Consider the following 16,414-nt stretch of genomic DNA (forward strand, 5'->3'; position numbering starts at 1 on the left):
CGCCCCATCGGCTTTGAGCGGCATCGGTTCAATAGTATCCCAAACAAAAACACAACATTATGATCGCAAATCTAAGCACATACGAAAGCGTAACAACCGAAGAAGTAAAGGTCTGGTTCAAGGCCGGACCTGTACATAAATTCCCAAAAAACGGAGGAGCCTGCATCAAATACAAAGACAAACAGATCGCCGTTTTCAATTTTACGCGTCAAGGCCAGTGGTATGCCTGTCAAAACTTATGTCCGCATAAAATGGAAATGGTGCTTTCCCGTGGTATGATCGGGGAAGAAGATAGGCACCCCAAGATTGCGTGCCCCCTTCACAAAAACACCTTTTCATTAAAAACAGGGGAAAACCTCAACGGAAGCCTCGATGCCATCGCGACCTATCCCGTTAAGGTAGAGGATGAAACCGTCTACGTTGGCTTTATGGAATAGACCGACGGACGCTAGGTGTGATTTATAACTTTAGGGTCCAGACTTGTTTCCCTACAAATTGAAGTACCATAGGTTGCACGGTATTCGTATATTAGGGCAAAAAATAAGTCTATGGCATCGCCCGATAAATTACAGCAAGCCTTTTCTTTGTTCGACAAGGCGAATGAACAAGATCCCCATACAGAAACCGTGCCTTCGGGAAAAACATACCCTAAGGAATTGCTTTATGCCCTTCGTATGACGGAGAAGTTGAACGATTTTGCGCCCAACGCCTCCGAGGCCCTACAGCTGACCGCAAGGTGCCAGCATATTTGCCGCTGGGAAATTCCCCGTGACGCATACGAAATGAACCGTGCGGGCTATTTGAAATGGCGTCAAGACCTTAAAACATTTCACGCCGAAAAAGCCTCGGCAATATTGAAGGAAGTGGGGTACGACCAGGAAACCATAGATAAGGTGACCTTCTTGCTGGAAAAAAAACAACTCAAAAAGAACCAAGAGACCCAGACTTTGGAAGACGTGGTCTGTCTGGTTTTTCTACAGTATTACTTTGAACCCTTTTCGGCCGAGCACCAAGAGGAAAAGGTGATAGACATTCTTCAGAAGACCTGGCGCAAAATGTCTGAAGCAGGCCACCAGGCCGCATTAAAGCTTCCGCTTTCAAAACCGGCATTGGAACTGGTTTCAAAAGCGATCAAGGGCTAAGCTGGGCCTACAGGAACAAGAAATAGACCTATGCCAAAAGATAAAAAAAAATTGCCTCTTGATTCAGAGACGTTTCTGAGTATCAGAAAATGGTATCTTTTGGCTTTGGCAGGCATTGCCGTGACCATTATTGTCGCCCAAATCCTGATACAATTCCATCTGAACACGCAATTGAGCGATTCCCGTGTTATCAACCTGGCGGGCCGACAACGTGCCAATAGCCAAAAATTGGTCAAAGAGGCCCTGCTCTTGAAAGAGATGCCCACTTCCGATGAAAAACGCAGCTTAATCACCTCCGAAATCAAGAAAACGCTTACCGTTTGGAAGGCTTCCCAAGAAGGCCTACAAGCTGGAGATGCCGAACTGGGACTCCCCCCGGAAAGGGATAAAAACATCATTGCCCACTTCCATGAAATAGAACCCCATTATTCGGCCATGGCCAAGGCCGCAGAGAACATATTACGCCTGGCAGCCAAGGATAGCCTAGCCAAGGAGGCGCTAGGAAAGGAAATTTCCGTACTGTTGAAAAATGAGCGCTCCTTTCTAAGGTTGATGGACACCATTGTAAATGCCTATGACCAGAACAGTAAGGAAAAATTACAAAACCTAAAACGTAAAGAGCTTTTACTCCTGGCCTTCTCGCTCTTGATCCTCGTACTCGAAATAGGCTTCGTTTTTAGGCCCCTATCGATCCAAATACGTAAGACCATTGCCCAGCTGGTGCAAAATCAGGCCAACTCAGAGGCCCGTGCCAAGGAAATCGAGCAACTCTATGCCGAAAAGGAAAAATCGCTACAAGAGCTTCAAGAATTGAATTTTGTAATAGACAATGCGGCCCTCTTTGCCAGTGCAAGAAGCGATGGTAGCGTTGTCTTCATCAGTAAAAAGTTCCTGAACCTCTTAGGGATTGACCAAAACGAACTGAACAAGCCCCTTTCCGAAATATTGACGGCGGACATAGGCCAACAAGCCTACCTTCGCGAAGTACTCAAGAGCAACCGAAAAAATGTCATCCGTAGTGAGGAAATAAAGATCACAACGGTCAAGGGAGCACACTTTTGGCTCGACATGTCCATTGTACCCATGCACCAATCGAGCCGACAGCAGAGTATTCTTATTCTGTGTTCCGATATTACCGAACGCAAGGAAAACAGCATAAAGGTCGAGCAGCTGACCCAACAGAACTTTGAGGCCCGAATGTTACAGAAAAAAGTACAGGCCAGCCAAATTGTCGAGGGACAGGAGGAAGAGCGCAAACGGATCGCCAAAGACATTCACGATGGTATCGGACAAATGTTGACCGCCCTTAAATTCAATATTGAATCCATCGACCCTGAGAACAAGGAAAAAACGGTGGAAAAAATAGCCTACCTGAAGTCATTGACCTCAGACCTGATCAAGGGCGTACGTACGGCCACCTTCAACCTTACCCCTCCGGAACTGGACGACCATGGTATTTTTCCTGCCCTTCATAAAATGACGGTAGAACTTTCAAAACTGACAGGAAAGACCATTCTTTTCGACAATAAGACCGATGACAACATCCGATTCGATTCTTTGGCGGAAACCAACGTATACCGTGTCGTTCAAGAAGCCGTCAACAATGCCATCAAATACGCCGAGGCCAATTATATTTTGATTACCATCAATTACAAAGACCATATTTTAAGCGTGGTCATCGATGACGACGGAAAGGGTTTTGACGATTCCATTCTCAACACCCCGCCCCAGAACAACAGCGAGGGCGGAATGGGCCTTTTCTTTATGAAAGAACGCATAGACTATATCAACGGCCGATTGTTTATCAACTCCATACCCGGTGAGGGAACAAGAGTTACCATCAATTATAAAACCAAAAAAGAAGAAGACCATGGAGCGGAATGAACTGTACCCCGTATTTCTAAAAGTATCCAACTTGAACATTTTGATCGTGGGTGGCGGAAATGTAGCTTTGGAAAAACTGAGCTTCCTGCTAAAATCGAGTCCGAACGCACAGGTTGAAATGGTCTCGCCCCTATTCAGGGAAGAAACCATTGCTTTGGCCGGGAAATTCGGCATCACCATGCATACGAGCGCCTATAACAAAAGCTTCCTGAAAAATAAGCACATGGTGGTAGCCACTACCGATAAGGAAGAAGTAAACGAACAGGTATACCACGACTGTCGGGCACAGAGTATATTGGTAAACGTGGCGGACAACCCCCCTTTTTGTGATTTCTATATGGGAGGGATCGTAACCAAAGGAAACGTAAAAGTGGCCATTTCCACCAACGGAAAATCACCGACTACGGCCAAGCGCTTACGGCAATTTTTTGAAGATGTCATCCCCGAAAACATAGATGACTTGGTCAAGAACCTCAATGAATTCAGAAAGACGATCAAAGGCGATTTTGAGGAAAAGGTAGAGACCCTTAACGAGTTTACCAAGGGCCTGGTCAACAAAAAGGAACCCTAAAACTGCCGGTCGCCCCGATTTCTAAAGGCCATAGCACGAGGCCCAAAACCGAAATACCAAGGTCGCCCCCAAACCAAAAATAATATGGGCACCTACCAACTGTAATAGGAAAAGCTCTAAATCCATTTCCGGAGGGGAACTGTGTATACGTAGCATGGTTATCCAGCATAGCACTCCGAAAAGCCCTAAAACACAACCTAGAACAATGGCCAACCACCAGGTCGGATCGTTTTCCGTCAAACAGAAATACAAGGCCATGGCCCCCGCAAAGAGAAAGCCCGTTAAGTAGTGAAACACCCAGCCCCAAATGCTATCTGGCCCCACCTCTACATCCAATCGTTTTGAACGGTCCAAAAGTTTGTTGAGCAGCTTCGGTTCTCCGAGATCGGAATCGCACACCCTGCCGACCATATAACTAAAGGCGGTCATAAGGCTGGTTCCCACAAGTCCGGCTAAAAGAATTTTCGACAACTCCATTTTTTGATCGGTTTACCGTTTCCAAAGAAAGGTAATCAATTCAAACTACCTTGACCCAAACCGATCAAAATCTCTCGCTATTGAACAAAACCCGACCTCCTTTTCGTCCGTAGCCCTTTAGATCTCATTCATTGCCTCGGAAAACAATCGGAACGAGTTTATTCTATCTTCCTGATGGTAAATATGCGAAACCGCAATGATCTCATTGACCCCGGTCTGTTTGATAAAGGCCTTGGTTTTTTGTCTAACGCTATCCTTGCTTCCTACAAAGGCATACTTTAACATACGCTGAAATGCCGGATCTATGGAGACCTGTTTCAATTCGGGCGTCATTTTGATCGGGGGCTGCATATAATCGATTTTCCCTGTCATCACCCCTAGCATCAATCGCAACATGGAAGTCGATATGGTATCGGCCTCTTCGTCGGTTTCGGCGGCGACCACATTGATACCGGCCATGGTATATGGCTCCTTTAGGTATTGCGAAGGCTGAAAATTGTTGTAGTAAATGTCCAAGGCCTCTAAAAGCTGTCCTGGGGCAAAATGGCTCGCAAACACATAGGGAAGTCCTTCTTTGGCCGCTAGGTGGGCACTATCGGTACTCGAGCCCAATATATAAATAGGTACATCTAGCCCTTCGGCAATGGGCACCCTAACTTTTGCCTGTTGGTTCTCCTTTGAAAAATACCGTTGAATGTTATGCATTTCCTCGGGAAAACGGTAGACGGCCTGCATCCGGTCGGGGCGGATGGCGTTGGCCGTCAGCTGGTCGGTGCCCGGGGCCCTTCCCAAGCCTAGTTCTATGCGCCCTGGGTATAAGGACGCCAAGGTGCCGAACTGTTCCGCTATAAGCAGTGAGGAGTGATTGGGCAGCATAATACCGCCCGAGCCCACACGAATACTTTTCGTTCCCCCGGCAATATGCCCCATAAGTACCGCAGTAGCCGAACTGGCAATACTGAGCATATTGTGGTGTTCGGCCAGCCAAAAACGCTTGTAACCGAAGCTCTCGGCCTTTTGGGCCAGTTCAAGACTATTATCAAAGACCTGTTTCGGGGTCTTTCCTGCGCCCACGGTGGCCAGTTCCAATATCGAATAAGGTATATGTTTCATTTTTTCAATTTCTTTCATAAATCAACAGCCGACCATGGAGACTAGGCTTCGCCCGGCATTAACCGGATAAGCACACCTCTAGACCGAATGGTGATGGATTGTCAATACAATTTGAATGCCCCATTGGTCGTTACCGATGGCGAATACTAACAGCTTTAAAAAAATGTGTTTTGGTAAGGGTTTTACGACCGGTTTCTATTGGTGGAGTTCCGTATCACCAATTGCGATTTCAAGACCTTGCGCGTTACGGCCCTGTCAAAATCGGCAATACGATCTACAATGAGTTGGGCCGATTCTTTGCCCATTTCGTAACTCGGTTGGTCGATACTGGTAAGGGTAGGCTCGAGCAATTGGTCTACCGGTTCATTGTTAAACCCGATTATGGCCAGTTCCTCGGGCATGCGCAAGCCCCTTTCCTTGGCGGCCATCATGGCACCAATGGCCACTTGATCGCTAAAGGTAAGGATACCGTCAGGGTGGTCAGGGGAATACAAGAGCTTTCGCGCCGTACTCAGGTTGCCATCACGTGTAAAATCGGTGTTTTCAATAAGCTTTTCGTCTATTGCCATTTGGGCATCTTGCAAGGCCGCCCTATAGCCCGAAAGCCGGGTTTCGCTAATCTGTAGTTTTTCAGGTCCGCCAATATATGCTATGCGTGTACAGCCTACGGCAATGAGGTGTTGTGTAGCATCATAGGCCGCCTTAAAATTGTCGATGATCACCTTATCCGACACCACCTCTTCGCAAAGGCGGTTGAAGAATACCAAGGGAATCTTTTTCTTTTTGGTGGTAGCAAAATGCTCGTATTGCTTGGTCTCACTGGCCAAGCTTACAATAAGGCCGGCAACTCCGATATCGGTCAGTTCTTTGACCAAGATCTTTTCCCTCTCGTACGATTCGTTCGATTGACAAATGATAATCTGCATATGGTGCCGCTCCAGAACCTCTTCAATGCCCGAAATGGCCATGGCGTAAAGGTGGTACTTGACACTCGGTACGATTACGCCTACGGCATTGATTTTCTTTGCGGAAAAAGGGGTGATGTACTTGGTTTGAAAGTAGCCGTATTGTTGGGCCAGCTCCAATACCCTTTCCCTTGTTTTTATGCTAATACGGGGGTTACCTTGCAGCGCCCTTGAAACGGTAGAAACCGAAACTTTCAGCTCGGCTGCAATATCTTTTAAAGTCGTTTGTTTTTTATCCAAATTACTAATAATCAGTACGGCAAATATAATCTAAATTTCTAGAGCGGATACCAACATGACTTACCCCCTAGAGAGATTCAATTTTATTACCCCCTAAGTATCAGGCTAAAAGCACTTTTTTGTCAGGCTAGCCCCCCAAATCAACAAAGCACATATTGTTTTGGAAGTTTGACTGGCTTTGTGGGTTGAAATTTTATTGCTTCGAGTGACCGAGACATCAGTGATATACATTCTTAAAAAGGTATTGACATAGGGAAGTTTCCCTATTTCGAGCACCCAAGCAATAGCATGTTCAACAGCTTTTCGAACAAAGTCCGACAACGCTCCACGCTACTTTTTTTTGCAAATTTCCTTTTCACGCCAATATCCTTGCCCTCTTTCGGGTAGAATTCTATTCGGTTATTCTTTTTCGATTCACGTTATACAGGTCAAAGTTCGGATGCTTCCAGAATTTTTGAACGCCGTTTTTAGCAATGACATCCATTTCAGAGGCATAAATCGGGTAAAGTCCGGCAATATTGATCTTGTAGTCTAGGCCGATCTCGATATTGGCAAAGTCTTTTCTCTCTAAGATGGAAGGTGCAAAAACCAAAAAGGCATCCATTTCAGATTCGTCCGATATTTTTTCCCTAAAGTTTATGGTGTTACCATAAAAGAAGGGGCAATTTCCTCTTAAGGTATCGGCGACATATCCCGCCACTTGGGTCCAAGAAGTATCATTTGAATCGACCGTAATGATCAATTCGGGTCGCCCCAGTTTCCAGTCGGGGTGGTTCCCTAGTGAAAGTCCGTATGTAATTGCCGTGATCATTCCTTTTTCAGGAACATCCCTATACACAATATTCGTAACTCCCGGAGTCCCATCCGTATGGGCATCCCCTTTAAAAAACTCAGGTTCGGTTTGAAAAATTCTGTCTAAATGGGCCAAGTATTGTTCAACAGGTGTTTTCTTCTTAAATAATCTTTTCAACATAAGATTTGGGGTTTATTGTCGTAGTAATGTATGGGCCGTTTTTACAATAAAAAATGTATTTGACCCTTCCAAAGAACGTTGCATCCTCGGTTTTGGTATGTTGGAAAACGACGCTGGCCCAAAAAGCGTTTTAACGATTTTCCTTTCTGACCAAGTAGAAAAAAAGCCCTGCCAGGCGGCTATCGGGTCTTTTTTAAAAGTCGCCCGTTAACGGGTTTGTTTTCAATACTTTTAACAAATACTCTTTTTTTTGCATCAAGTTCATGTTCTGTATGGAATCGGAAATGTTAACCGCAAGCTGTTGATTGCTATTTATTTTTGTCTTTACATATTTTGGCTCAAAATCTCCCGAGTCATTGTAGAAGTAAACAACAAATACTTTCTGATCATTGGTTTTGTATAGGCTATCAATAATGTTCCCGTGCCTATTTGTAGACACATTATAGTCTTGTTCGGCAAGTTGTTTGTAAATGGAATCTTTAGGGATGTTTTTTACCCCAAACAAATCATTTTTATTACTAATCGTATATTTTTTGTAGTAGTAGAAGTCTCTTTTCGTAAAAGGAAAAATAGTTTTACTGTATTTTATTTTAAAAAGGAAAAGTTCATTTTCAAATCGTTCGCGGGATTCTCCGAAGAGCGTTCCCAATTCCATTCCATCATCATTATATAATAAGTTCGGTCTATATTCTCGTAATCCATCGTAAACACTACTTATTTTTAAAGAGCTTAATCGATTATTGAATATGGTTATTTTATAGGGTGTGTATATAAACATACTATCTCTAAAAGGTCTTACCTTATAATCAATATCCCTTGCTTCCGTATTATTAATTTCAAAAGGAGGTTTTGAGTACTGATATGTTATAAACGTGGCCAAGATTATTAGAAGAAGAACACCTAGTTTTTTTATCATTTCTTACTCTTATTATGCATATGCGCAATCGGTCTTATATAAGATTTGTCACTTCGATCAAGTACCGAATTGAATGTCGACGCGTAGCGGTTCACGACTAAGCTGGAATTGATTATAAATTAGATACGTTATTCGCTTAAGATGCCCTTATCCGCCAAATGTCATTTGTATTAGAACGTGCTAGAAGTCCCCTTTCGTGTGCTGCTTCCACTTCTGTTGGCGTGACTTTGTTCACTGCATTGGCATCTGGGCCGTTAAAACCATATTCGGGTTTAACTTTGGCGAACTCTGCTTCACTCAGTTGCCCGTCTTTGTCCGTATCAAATCGGTGAAAAAGTTAATTATGGTAATTCTTCTGTATTCTCCTTCATCCATGAAAGCTTTGAGTTCTTTACGGTAGTAATTCAAATTATGACCTTTAAAAAAGGGCGAAGGCCCTATAAAAAAATTAGAGGACCGTTTATTTTATTTTTATATATTTGAATCCAGTTTTTACATGTGCAAAAACGCATATGTTAAAAAATAAGATAGATGGACGAGCATATTAATATATTCAAAGCTTTATCGGATGCGACGCGATTAAAGATTGTTTGGCTGCTGACGAACATCGATGAAAAGATTTGCGTTTCGGAAATTGTAGAGGTATTGGACGAATATCAATATAATGTATCGCGCCATCTGAAAATATTAAAAAAAGCCAATTTGGTAGAAGAGGTTAAAGAAGGAAAGTGGGTGTTTTACTATTTGACACCGATCAAGAGCGAATTCAGGCAATTGATTCAAGAAGCCATAAAAACGATTCCCGAATCGCAGATGAATAACGAAATACACAAATGCAAAATATTACTGGCAGAACGCCCTAAATAAAGAGAAAACTAAAGCATTCGCTTTTTTTTGCCATAACATATGTGATTTGGCGCATATATTATAACGCTATTAAAACAAATATCATGAACGAAAAATTAAAATTAGCATTAGACGAGTTTATACATGTAGGGGTAGTATTGGTACTTATAATTGCCCTAGTATCGCTAGTTACCGGTTTAATCAGGGCTTTTATACCCCAGCAAAAACTTCAAAAACGCTTATCAAAAACAGGAAAGTACAGTGGATTAATGGGAGCCCTACTCGGCATCCCTACTCCTTTCTGCAGTGCGTCTATGGTGCCCGTTTCTATGGGAATGATAGAAATGGGAGCCCCTTTCGCCATGGTGTTTTCCTTTTTGCTTTCTGCCCCATTGGCCAATTTTGTTGTGGTTGGCTTTATTTTTGGTGTTTTCGGATGGAAAGTGGCCTTGGTCTACTTCTTGATCGTTTTTTTGGGTTCCATATTTTTTGGTAGCATTGCCGGAAAGACCTCTCTTAAAAACTGCGTAAAACGCATCGATCTAAATTCAAAAGCCGCCACAAATACTTGTACGGCCCAACCCGCTACGGATTGTGCCACCGTCTCAAGTAGTCCAACAGCCTCTTGCGGAGCCGTTCAAAGTCCGTGTTCAGATACCCCGCCACCTTCTACCGGGGCCTGTGGGGCAAGCCCTGAATCGAATCCAAAACTTAAAGAAGCCTTTACTTTTGGCTGGGCACTATTCAAGCGAATTTTCCCCTACGTTTTACTTGGTGCGGTAATCAGTGCGGTTTCAGCCGTATTCGTACCTGATGCATGGGTAGAAAAATATCTCGGAAACAATAGTCCACTTGCCATCCCCATAGCGGCGGGCATAGGTGTTCCCCTGTATTTACGAATAGAAATGGCGATTCCCATACTAAAGGCACTTATCGTCAAGGGGATGAGTATGGGTGCGGCCATGGCCTTGATCATTGGGGGAACGGGAGCAAGCTTGCCAGAGATTGCCATTATCTCTTCCATGCTAAAGCCCAAGGCTATAATCGCATTTGTGGGTTCTGTAATGACCATGGCCATAGTCGGTGGTTTTATCTTTTACTTTTTCTTCTAAAACCATTTGTATGCAATCACTCTCCAATTTTTTTAAAAAGCTTGTCAAAGCTTGTCCGTATGCGCTGTTAGGAAAGCAATGTAAGGATGTGCTTAAGGGCCAGCCGAGTAGCCCTAAGCCTGCAAAAAATAAAACACATTTGTTTAAAGCCGGTATAAAAACGGGGCGAAACATTGCACTGGTCGGGGTATTTTGCCCTTTTCTTTGGTATGCTATATTATCAGGGGCCAGTAGAAATTTTATCCTATTGAATTTGATACATTCGGGCATCATTGTAGGTTTAGGGCTTCTAGTATTAGGTTTTAATTACCTCGCCTTATACGCCTATACAAAATCACCTAAAAGGGGTTAGTTGGATAAGGTTTGCTAAGAGGAGGCCTTGATTCATCGTTGAAGTAATACGACATTGAAGGTTTCTCTTTTTTCAGCGCTTCTAGAACATCTTGGTCTTGAGTTTTGACGGGAATTATACTCGTGTCAAATCAGTAAATTTAATGATTAAACTTACTGTCCTAAAATTTGGGGTATCTACAGTTACTATCCAACATTCAGTGACAACTTAAATATTAAAACATACCATTTTTACCAATCATCTTCTTGTGAGAACTCAAAAAGCTTGGCTAAATTATCTTCAATTATTGGGACGTCTTTTGATTTAAAACGTTTTCTAAATTCACCATTTCCATTAAGGGCGTATTTTTCTATAGGGTATATACTTCCTTCGTCAAATATACCTACACTTGTCTGGCTTTTAAACTTCAGGTTTTTGGCAGTTATCCGGTATCTATCTTCTTTGAATTGAATTACAAAGCTGCCCATCATATTAGAAGCCATTAGATACATACTAGTGGTACCTTTATAGTTTATGGGGGCATCGGCAAATTTTCCAATAATAGAATTGGTATTCAATTCTAGAGAAGAGAATTTGCCAGATGATTTTAGCTGTTTCAGTAGCTGTTCAGAGGTACCCTTGTACTGCCTTATACTTCGCCAAATGACTTGGCCATTATCTACTTCTATTTGCGAAAATGCCAAGGTATTGACCATAAATAAAAACAAAAATAATCTCATCTTACAATCTCTTTTTAAACTTATTTTTCCTAATTATTTTACGAATAAATTTTTCCAAAATATCAACCAAGCAACGGCCACTCCGCATACTGCCCTTCGGCCTGTTCAATAACTTCTTTTAGTAGCTTGTCCAATTCTGAGAAAGGGACTTTGCCCCGGAGTTCTTTTTTGACCGCCAAGCGAATAGCTGCTTTGGCATCTTCTTTCTTGGTCCAGTCCAATTGCAGGTTTTTCTTTACGGACGCTACCACGTTATGTACCAAATCCTGAACTGGGCCGGCCTCGTTCAAGATGGCACTATTGGCGGAAAGCAGATCGTAAAAAGCGAGTTCGTCTTCGGTAAGCCCTAGTTCCTTGGTTCGCTTATCATCTTCCTTCATATCGTTCGCAATATCCAGCAAGTGCTTTATTGCGGCGATGGAATCCAAACTATTCTTATGGTATTTGCCCAGTACTTTCTCTAGTTCTTCCTTGAGCTTACGTCCTTTTTTGATGTTCTTGCTCATACGCACTTTCAACTCATCGTTGATAATGCGGCGCAGGAGCTCTATTTTTATGTTTTCGGCGCCTTTGTCCTTTACAATAGCCTGGAAGGAGTCGTCTATAATAGAGATATCGATTTTATCGAGGTTGTACATGGCCGCTAGGTCTACAATGGCCTGTGATTCCAAAGACCTGCTGATGAGGTCCTTTATACGGTCGTTTTTGGTGCGTTGTGCTCCTGGCGGATATTTTATTTTTCGTATTTGCTCCCTAAATTTTTGAAGGATGGCCACCTCTTCTTGAATAGCCCAAATCCGTTCATCTGAATTGGTCATGGCCATCAACTCGCTCAACTTTCGTTCTTCCTTGAGATAGCCTTCTGTCGTGGCATCGTCTTTTAACAACCTGTTTACGACATCTGTTGTCCACTTCATTTTCTCCGTGGCAGGCATTCCATTGATGGTATCCAATTCAAACCCTCCCACTAAGGATTTGACTATGCTTAATTGCTCTAAACACAATTCGACCGCTGCATCCAGATCTAAAGTGGGTTTACCCGCCCCGCCGCTACCGGTGTATTTTTTGGTGGCTTCTGCCAGAAAACCTGAGATACCGATAAAATCGACCACCAATCCATTGGGTTTACCTTCAAAAACCCGATTGACACGGGCAATGGCCTGCATTAAATTGTGGCCTTTCATAATCTTGTCCACATACATGGTATGGGCACAGGGAGCATCAAAACCGGTGAGCCACATATCGCGTACAATGACCATTTTAAGCGGGTCTTCCGGGTTCTTGAATCTTGCCTTTACCGCTTCCATGGCATCTTTGGTCCGCATGTGGGGATTCCAGCTCACGGGGTCTTTGCCCGGGTTGCTGGTCATAATCACGGCAATTTCGGGACAACCTTCCAAAGCGGTCAAGGCATCGTACATTTTTACGCAGTTTCTGCGGCTCATACATACGATCATGGCCTTGCCGTCCAACGTTGCAGTACGTGCGTTAAAGTGCTCTAAAATATCCTTTGCAACGGTCTTTACGCGATCCTCGGCACCTGCCGCATCTTCCACCGCAGCCCAAACCCCTACCGTGGTATCTTCGGCCTGTTCCTCTACCTCTTCCAATTCTTGGGTGTATTGCGCCTTTATGTTGAGCGGTACCATTTTGGGCTCGTAGTAAATGGGCACCGTGGCACCGTCTTCTACGGCTTGTTTAATATCGTAGGTGTGAATGGTGGGGCCAAAAACCTGTTCGGTATCCGCATCCTTACTATCTACCGGCGTACCGGTAAAACCAATAAATGAGGCATTGGGCAAGGCCCGGCGAATGTTTTGTGCAAAACCGCCACTTTCAAATCCGTATTGGGTTCGGTGCGCCTCGTCGGCCATGACAATAAGATTAAAGCGTTCGCTCAAAACAGGGTGTTGTACTTCTTTTCCGTCCGCTAGTTCTTTTAACCTGAACTTCTCTATAGTGGTAAAAATTACCCCACCGCCATCGGAGCTCAATAAACGTCTGAGGTGGTCGGTACTTTTGGCATGCTGTACATCGCCTACCAGATCTTTGGCGAGTACAAAATTGTCATATAATTGTTCGTCCAGATCGCTACGGTCTACCTGTATTACAATGGTCGGGTTCTTCAGTTCCGGGCGTTGGCGTAAGATGCCCGTTAAGATGGCCATACTAATACTCTTACCGGAGCCTTGGGTATGCCAAATGACCCCCAAACGACCGTCGCCATGGGGTTTTATGTTTTTTAAACTACTTTCTAAGGCACGGCTTATGCCCCAATATTGGTGGTATTTGGCTCCCTTTTTTATGATCTTACCGTTATGGTCTTCGTGAAAAATGAAATGCTGTAGGTAATCCAATAGCGTTTCTTTAGGAAATAGCCCATGCAAAAGCACCTCTAATTGTAGCTCTGCTTTTTGCTCGGTATCGTCCCCATCCAAACTTTTCCAGGGGGCGAACCATTCCAAGGCGGAGGAATACATACCGTGCAAGGCCTCCAGACCATCTGATGCCACACAAATGGCATTGTAATCGAACAGCTGTGGAATATCTAACACATAGTTATGGATTTGCCTATGCGCATTTTCAACCCCAACGGTGGAGTCAAAAGGGTTCTTAAACTCAAAGACAATAAGCGGCAACCCATTGATAAAAATAAGCAAATCCGTGCGGCGGCTGTTTTTGCCTACGATACTGACTTCGTCAGCTACGATAAAACTGTTGTTTTGAGGATGGGTGTAATCTATGGGGTATAGGTGTTTTGCCTTTTCATTGCCTTGGGCATCTTTCCAAGCGATGTCCAAACCTTGGGTGAGTTTGCGGTGAAAATCACGGTTACGATAAGCAATCTCCATACCCTCATGTTGGGTAAACTGGGCAAAGGCCTCATTGCGTGCTGTTTCGGGTACCTCTGGGTAGGTAGTTTTTAGAAAGTTCTTGAACTCCGCTTCCAACACCACCTTTTTAAGGTCGCGCTCCAAGGCATTGCCCGGTATATGGGTATAGCCCAGGCCCTGTAACCAAGCAATGGCCGCATTTTGGGCGGTATGTTCGTTTAGGCTCATAGGGCTGCGGTTATTTTTTCTTTAAATTCCTTTAGGCGCACTTCGCCTGAAATAAGTTTGGGGAGTAGGGTGTCCCGGAGTTGAGTGAGAGTTTGGTTTTCGTTGTTGTTTGCCCAGCATTTTTCAATAAGTGGAACGATGTCTTTACAAGCATTTTCTTGACTTTTGATATCAGGAACTACAACTTCAAATTTTCTAAAATCTTTTAAAACAATTCGTTGAATAACGGCTCCAGTAACTATTGAAGCCATTCTGCCTTTTGTTTCTTCCAATTTTAAATTTAAATTAATTAAGTGAGGATTTAATGTTCCATTAGGTCTAAGAATTGCTATTGAAGAGAGTAGAACCAATGGCAAATCATGCTCAACTACAAATGCATGTTTTAACCAACTTCCATCTTTTGCAATAACTATATCATTTTTCAAAGGTTGACAACCTTGTGAGACCAATTTATTGTAGTCATCTTCTCCAATTATTCTACATGTATTAAGATTAAATCCCCAAGCATTCATATCTTTTACTGATGCCATAGGAAAACCTTTATCATAAGTTTTAGGACTATAATGAGCTCCGTCTGTGATTTTTGTTGTGATATCGGAATATGTTTTTACTTCCCACCCCTCAGGAATTTTACCCAATTCAGAGTCGATAAACTTGCCGTCTTTGAAGGGTCCAAAATCTACAAACCAATGTTTATAGAGTGCCATGGCCATGTCTTCGAGGGTTTTGTTCATGGCCAGGTTGTTCTCTATTTTGTCGTCTATGGCCGAGAGGATACTGGCGATGGCGCGTTGTTCTTTGATTTCGGGGATTGTAACAGTTGAATCAGTAACTACTTTTGGTCCAAAAGCTGGATAAGCACTCCCAGTACAAGATTGAACTAGAAAATCAATATAATTGTCATTAGTGGTTAAATAATAAAGAAAACGCGGGTCAATTTTTTTAGGAGTCAAAACAGCAAAACCAGTAGATGCGATGGTATTTTCTTTAAGGTTATTTGCATAAAAGAATGACTTGAGGTTTGGTCTCACGGATGATATTACAGTATCCCCCTCTAAAAGTAACCTTCTTGCCCTTGACGGTGCATCCTTAAAATCGAGTTTTGTTGGACTTTCATAAAAGCCAGATCCAACCGATTTAATGTCGATATAATGTAACCATTCTAATTCTCCTTTTCGAATTGAATTTGAATTGACTTCGATTAAATCTCCAAGCTTATATGTTTTCCAGTTTTCGGGCATTTATTGAATTGTAATTTTTTTATTTTTAAAAAGTAAAGAACGTTGAACAGGTATTTTGAATTGCTTAAAATATTCTTTCCAAGCTTTCACTTCATGATCACCCATTCTAGGGTCTAAGTACATTTGACTGATTAGTTGTTTTGGGTCAAAGCTTATTTTTCGTAGACCTTTTGGATTTGCTTTGGTAGTTAAAATACTAATCCGCGATTCTTCTTCATACTTAAAAGGCATACGTTTAAGATGAAATGTTTTAAGAAAAACTTCATCTGGATCTTGTTTTTTTAAAGAGGCGTTTAAGCCTTTCGTTCCTTTTAATTTTTCAACCAATTTAGTTTCATATTCATACTTCATTTTGCCCAACCAAACTTTTTCTGGGATAGATTGAATTACTTGAATAAGTACATCTTTGCGTAACCTTAAACGCACACAATGTTCATTGGGCGAATAGGTTTTCCAATAGGCTTGACTATGTGGATTATGTGTAAAGCACATGACATACAAACGATTTAAAAATGAATCATTTGAAATACCATTTTGTCGAAAGAGAAAATTGTCAAAAGGGTCATTCCATTTCGTTGGTGATACGAAAGTAAGTTGCTTATTGTGCAAAGTTTCAAGTAAACGTTCTAAAGGAAGAAAGCGATAAACATACTTACCCGATTGAAAAAATTCCAACTCGGCTTTATTCCTTTCTAGTATGCGTATGTATTCGCCTTCTTTCATTTATTTAATTAGTTCAAGAATTATTTTTATTACATGTTTAGATATTTAAAAACAAATAAGATATTGATAATCAGCATT

15 protein-coding genes are annotated in these 16,414 nt (G+C 42.6%); 6 read left to right on the forward strand and 9 right to left on the reverse strand.

Annotation, left to right across the window (positions count from 1 at the left end):
* Positions 1-59: 59 nt before the first annotated feature.
* From nirD to B4Q04_RS03360, 4 genes are all read left to right on the forward strand, one after another.
* Complete coding sequence (gene nirD, locus B4Q04_RS03345; RefSeq protein WP_013993000.1) at positions 60-437, forward strand: nitrite reductase small subunit NirD; 378 nt, start codon at positions 60-62, stop codon at positions 435-437.
* A 111-nt stretch (positions 438-548) separates the two neighbouring features.
* Entirely contained in the window at positions 549-1,142 is a 594-nt protein-coding gene (locus B4Q04_RS03350) for a DUF4202 domain-containing protein (RefSeq protein WP_088695991.1), read from the forward strand.
* A gap of 30 nt (positions 1,143-1,172) precedes the next feature.
* Positions 1,173-3,026 (forward strand): ATP-binding protein, encoded by a 1,854-nt coding sequence (locus B4Q04_RS03355; protein ID WP_088695992.1) that lies wholly within the window; start codon positions 1,173-1,175, stop codon positions 3,024-3,026.
* On the forward strand, positions 3,013-3,597 hold the full coding sequence (locus B4Q04_RS03360) for a bifunctional precorrin-2 dehydrogenase/sirohydrochlorin ferrochelatase (protein WP_088695993.1): 585 nt from the start codon (positions 3,013-3,015) through the stop codon (positions 3,595-3,597). Before B4Q04_RS03355 ends, B4Q04_RS03360 begins: the two co-directional genes overlap by 14 nt.
* Before the next feature lie 21 nt (positions 3,598-3,618).
* On the opposite strand, the gene B4Q04_RS03365 is transcribed toward B4Q04_RS03360, so the two are convergent.
* The 5 genes from B4Q04_RS03365 to B4Q04_RS03385 form a co-directional block, all read right to left on the reverse strand.
* A complete protein-coding gene (locus B4Q04_RS03365) occupies positions 3,619-4,074 on the reverse strand; it encodes a hypothetical protein (protein ID WP_088695994.1) in 456 nt (151 codons plus the stop codon).
* A 117-nt stretch (positions 4,075-4,191) separates the two neighbouring features.
* On the reverse strand, positions 4,192-5,187 hold the full coding sequence (locus B4Q04_RS03370) for an LLM class flavin-dependent oxidoreductase (protein WP_236630960.1): 996 nt from the start codon (positions 5,185-5,187) through the stop codon (positions 4,192-4,194).
* A gap of 182 nt (positions 5,188-5,369) precedes the next feature.
* A complete protein-coding gene (locus tag B4Q04_RS03375; protein ID WP_013993006.1) occupies positions 5,370-6,392 on the reverse strand; it encodes a LacI family DNA-binding transcriptional regulator in 1,023 nt (340 codons plus the stop codon).
* 391 nt (positions 6,393-6,783) lie between these two features.
* Positions 6,784-7,365 (reverse strand): suppressor of fused domain protein, encoded by a 582-nt coding sequence (locus B4Q04_RS03380; protein ID WP_046287400.1) that lies wholly within the window; start codon positions 7,363-7,365, stop codon positions 6,784-6,786.
* A 193-nt stretch (positions 7,366-7,558) separates the two neighbouring features.
* The gene (locus B4Q04_RS03385) at positions 7,559-8,281 is read right to left on the reverse strand and encodes a hypothetical protein (protein ID WP_013993010.1); all 723 of its coding nucleotides are present in this window, start codon (positions 8,279-8,281) and stop codon (positions 7,559-7,561) included.
* Positions 8,282-8,812: 531 nt separating this feature from the next.
* On the opposite strand from B4Q04_RS03385, the gene B4Q04_RS03390 reads away from it, so the two are divergent.
* Complete coding sequence (locus tag B4Q04_RS03390) at positions 8,813-9,148, forward strand: ArsR/SmtB family transcription factor (RefSeq protein WP_013993013.1); 336 nt, start codon at positions 8,813-8,815, stop codon at positions 9,146-9,148.
* 83 nt (positions 9,149-9,231) lie between these two features.
* A complete protein-coding gene (locus tag B4Q04_RS03395; protein ID WP_201723372.1) occupies positions 9,232-10,239 on the forward strand; it encodes a permease in 1,008 nt (335 codons plus the stop codon).
* Positions 10,240-10,821: 582 nt separating this feature from the next.
* Here B4Q04_RS03395 and B4Q04_RS03405 read toward each other — a convergent pair.
* From B4Q04_RS03405 to B4Q04_RS03420, 4 genes are all read right to left on the reverse strand, one after another.
* Complete coding sequence (locus B4Q04_RS03405; protein WP_123772323.1) at positions 10,822-11,310, reverse strand: hypothetical protein; 489 nt, start codon at positions 11,308-11,310, stop codon at positions 10,822-10,824.
* A gap of 62 nt (positions 11,311-11,372) precedes the next feature.
* Positions 11,373-14,372 (reverse strand): type I restriction endonuclease subunit R, encoded by a 3,000-nt coding sequence (locus B4Q04_RS03410; protein ID WP_088695998.1) that lies wholly within the window; start codon positions 14,370-14,372, stop codon positions 11,373-11,375.
* A complete protein-coding gene (locus B4Q04_RS03415) occupies positions 14,369-15,613 on the reverse strand; it encodes a restriction endonuclease subunit S (RefSeq protein WP_088695999.1) in 1,245 nt (414 codons plus the stop codon). The genes B4Q04_RS03410 and B4Q04_RS03415 overlap by 4 nt, the downstream gene beginning before the upstream one ends.
* Positions 15,614-16,336: a hypothetical protein gene (locus B4Q04_RS03420; protein WP_088696000.1), complete on the reverse strand. Its 723-nt coding sequence runs from the start codon at positions 16,334-16,336 to the stop codon at positions 15,614-15,616.
* Between the last annotated feature and the right edge of the window lie 78 nt (positions 16,337-16,414).

Source organism: Zobellia sp. OII3 (assembly GCF_002211465.1).
Taxonomy (GTDB): domain Bacteria; phylum Bacteroidota; class Bacteroidia; order Flavobacteriales; family Flavobacteriaceae; genus Zobellia; species Zobellia galactanivorans.

Coding starts and splice junctions, on each gene's coding strand:
- nirD (WP_013993000.1), top strand. CDS start 60: ATGATCGCAAATCTAAGCACATACGAAAGCGTAACAACCGAAGAAGTA.
- B4Q04_RS03350 (WP_088695991.1), top strand. CDS start 549: ATGGCATCGCCCGATAAATTACAGCAAGCCTTTTCTTTGTTCGACAAG.
- B4Q04_RS03355 (WP_088695992.1), top strand. CDS start 1,173: ATGCCAAAAGATAAAAAAAAATTGCCTCTTGATTCAGAGACGTTTCTG.
- B4Q04_RS03360 (WP_088695993.1), top strand. CDS start 3,013: ATGGAGCGGAATGAACTGTACCCCGTATTTCTAAAAGTATCCAACTTG.
- B4Q04_RS03365 (WP_088695994.1), bottom strand. CDS start 4,074: ATGGAGTTGTCGAAAATTCTTTTAGCCGGACTTGTGGGAACCAGCCTT.
- B4Q04_RS03370 (WP_236630960.1), bottom strand. CDS start 5,187: ATGAAACATATACCTTATTCGATATTGGAACTGGCCACCGTGGGCGCA.
- B4Q04_RS03380 (WP_046287400.1), bottom strand. CDS start 7,365: ATGTTGAAAAGATTATTTAAGAAGAAAACACCTGTTGAACAATACTTG.
- B4Q04_RS03385 (WP_013993010.1), bottom strand. CDS start 8,281: ATGATAAAAAAACTAGGTGTTCTTCTTCTAATAATCTTGGCCACGTTT.
- B4Q04_RS03390 (WP_013993013.1), top strand. CDS start 8,813: ATGGACGAGCATATTAATATATTCAAAGCTTTATCGGATGCGACGCGA.
- B4Q04_RS03395 (WP_201723372.1), top strand. CDS start 9,232: ATGAACGAAAAATTAAAATTAGCATTAGACGAGTTTATACATGTAGGG.
- B4Q04_RS03405 (WP_123772323.1), bottom strand. CDS start 11,310: ATGAGATTATTTTTGTTTTTATTTATGGTCAATACCTTGGCATTTTCG.
- B4Q04_RS03410 (WP_088695998.1), bottom strand. CDS start 14,372: ATGAGCCTAAACGAACATACCGCCCAAAATGCGGCCATTGCTTGGTTA.
- B4Q04_RS03415 (WP_088695999.1), bottom strand. CDS start 15,613: ATGCCCGAAAACTGGAAAACATATAAGCTTGGAGATTTAATCGAAGTC.
- B4Q04_RS03420 (WP_088696000.1), bottom strand. CDS start 16,336: ATGAAAGAAGGCGAATACATACGCATACTAGAAAGGAATAAAGCCGAG.